This window comes from Pseudomonas sp. P5_A2_2 (assembly GCF_054177685.1).
The window spans coordinates 1-2,353 of sequence record NZ_JBGCUL010000719.1; the positions used below are offsets into that span (position 1 = coordinate 1).

Consider the following 2,353-nt stretch of genomic DNA (forward strand, 5'->3'; position numbering starts at 1 on the left):
TTTGAGGCTTAATCCACCAAAGTACAGGCCATGACCACCGCATCTTCGCGCCCACCCACCGCGGGGTAGTAATCCCGACGCCGGCCGATCTCGTTGAAACCATAACGCTCGTACAGCTTGAACGCCGCGGTATTGCTGTCGCGCACTTCCAGGAAACACTCCCGGGCGTCGGCCTTGTAGGCAATCGACATCAAATGCTCAAGCAATGTCAGCCCCAGGCCACGGCCCTGGTTTTCCGGCTTGACCGTAATGTTCAGCAGGTGCGCCTCGTCGAGGATGATCTGCACCACACCGTGGCCCACCTGTTGCTGACCTTCGAACATCAGCCAGATCTGATACTTGCCCAGGCCATCGAGGAAAATTCCGCGAGTCCAGGGATGGCTGTAGGCCGCGTATTCGATTTTCAGTACGGTTTCCAGGTCCGCCTCGGTCATCGGGCGAAACGATACAGCATCACTCATTCGATTCTTTCCAGCGCGCCATCAGCCGACGCATGGCTTGCCAGACATCAGCCTTACGCTGTGGCTCTTCCATTAATAATTCCAGGCCCGGCACCGCCCAGGCCGAGCCCAGGCCTTCGATCTGCAACTCGCGATTGAACGCCTCGGCATCCGCCTCACCGGCAAATCGCACCGCGGGCAGGCCGATCAGCCACAAGCAGGCGCAGGGCGTTTCTTCCATGCGCACCGAGAGAAAACCTTGCACGAAGTCGCGGGCCGCTTCCGGGCCCTGGTCCATCGTGCCACGCACCAGCAACGGCCAGCGTACCGGTTCGCCGACGATCTGCGGGCTGTCCGGCAGACCGGCGGCGCGCAGAATGTCCTTGAGCAGCAGGTAAGCAGGATCGCGGGTCTGGAAGGATTCGCCCGTAGGTAACTCCACCAGCAGCAGACAACGCCCGGCCCGCAACAATTGCAGGGCAAAACGCGGCGGCGGCACGATCGGCGCCTTGACCACCACGGGCGCCTCTTCGGCCTCTTCCACCGGTTTGGCCCCGGTGCGCGTACTCGCCGGCGATGGTCGCGGCACCTCGATCTTCACCCGCTCGGCCGGCTTGACCACCGGCGCCACGGGTGTCTTAGCCACAACAGCGGGCATAACAGGCGCGACCACCACCGGCTCGGGGATCTCCAGCAGCTCGGGCCGCGACGGCGCGGCAAAGGGCAATTCGGTACGCGGCAGCCAGTTGACCACCTGCATGGCGGCCAGATAAGCGCGACGACGGGACTCGATAAGCAAAGGTCGGCCACTTGTGGATAACTAAAGTGCGCTGATTCTACCGCCGTTCGCTCAAGATCGCCCGCGCTGTTGATCGATAGACTTCACCGATAGTCTTTGCACCTATGAAAAATGGCGACAGCCCGTCCCGAGAGTGAATCGCATCGCGCCCGATGCAGTACAATCGCGGCTTTTAATCGCCAACCAGCCGGCCATTCCGATGATCGAACCCAAGCGCGTCYTGCGCGCCCTMGCYGAACACTGGGCACTTCTGGAGCCACTGTGCGAGCACTTCGACCAAGGCACACTGAGCCTCAACGAATTGCGTTCACAGTTGGCCGCCCAGCAACTCGACAGTACGCCGCAGGACATCACCAGCCTGCTCGACGTGTGGATTCGCCTCGACATTCTGGTTCCCGTGGCCAAAAGCCCGAACCGTTTCGAGCTTAATGCGCAGATTCACGACTTCCTCGCCTATCTGCGCCGTGAACACCGCCTGGGCCTGTGCCTGGAAATCGAAGCCTACCTGCGCCACCTGGAGCGTCTGGCCGGTTATATCCAGGACGCGTTCGATATCCGCGATGGCAATGACCTCGCCCGCCAGTTGCGTCTGCTCGACATGCGCGTGCGTGACGTACTGAAAAAACTCGATAACGACGAACAGGCCCTGGTGGCCGTCGCCGAACGGGCGAAAACCAGCGACCGGCAGATTCCGTTGCGCCAGCGCTACGCTGAAGTGCTGGCGACCTGGGACGAATACGTCGAGCCGATGATTGATCTGGTGAACGCCGACGGCGCCTTCGAACAAGGCGTGCGCAAGGTCGAAACCGTGTTGCTGAAGATGCTCAGCGAACAGCAGCGCCTCGGCCACCTGGTGGACGACGACATGCTGCTGCGCACCCACGCGCGCATCCTCGAAATGCAGACCAGCGCCCAGCTGACGCTACGTCACGCCCGCGAGCTGCTGTTGCCGCTGCGTGAAGAAGCGCGCCGGCACAACGCCGTGACCCGTGGCGCCGCATTAGCCCTGTCGATGATCCGTCGCAAGGGCCTCGACGCCGTGCCACAAGCGGCGATGCCGATGTTCACTCGCCCGCAGAGCACCTTCCTCGGCAGCGCCAGTCAGGTCGAAGCC

The 2,353-nt window shown here is 62.2% G+C and carries 3 protein-coding genes; 1 reads left to right on the forward strand and 2 read right to left on the reverse strand.

What is annotated here, in order from left to right; all coding sequences use genetic code 11:
• Positions 1 to 8: 8 nt before the first annotated feature.
• Positions 9 to 461, reverse strand: coding sequence for a ribosomal protein S18-alanine N-acetyltransferase (gene rimI, locus ACXRVY_RS24745; RefSeq protein WP_007978046.1), 453 nt, complete (start codon positions 459 to 461; stop codon positions 9 to 11).
• Entirely contained in the window at positions 454 to 1,200 is a 747-nt protein-coding gene (locus tag ACXRVY_RS24750; RefSeq protein WP_223461234.1) for an energy transducer TonB, read from the reverse strand. Before ACXRVY_RS24750 ends, rimI begins: the two co-directional genes overlap by 8 nt.
• A gap of 238 nt (positions 1,201 to 1,438) precedes the next feature.
• Between ACXRVY_RS24750 and ACXRVY_RS24755 the strand changes: the two genes are divergently transcribed.
• Positions 1,439 to 2,353: Mks condensin complex protein MksB (locus tag ACXRVY_RS24755; RefSeq protein ID WP_458238495.1), on the forward strand; the 915-nt coding region annotated here is incomplete at its 3' end.

What these genes read in the sequence shown, in the direction of transcription:
- rimI (WP_007978046.1), bottom strand. Translation starts at nt 461, where the DNA reads ATGAGTGATGCTGTATCGTTTCGCCCGATGACCGAGGCGGACCTGGAA.
- ACXRVY_RS24750 (WP_223461234.1), bottom strand. Translation starts at nt 1,200, where the DNA reads ATGCAGGTGGTCAACTGGCTGCCGCGTACCGAATTGCCCTTTGCCGCG.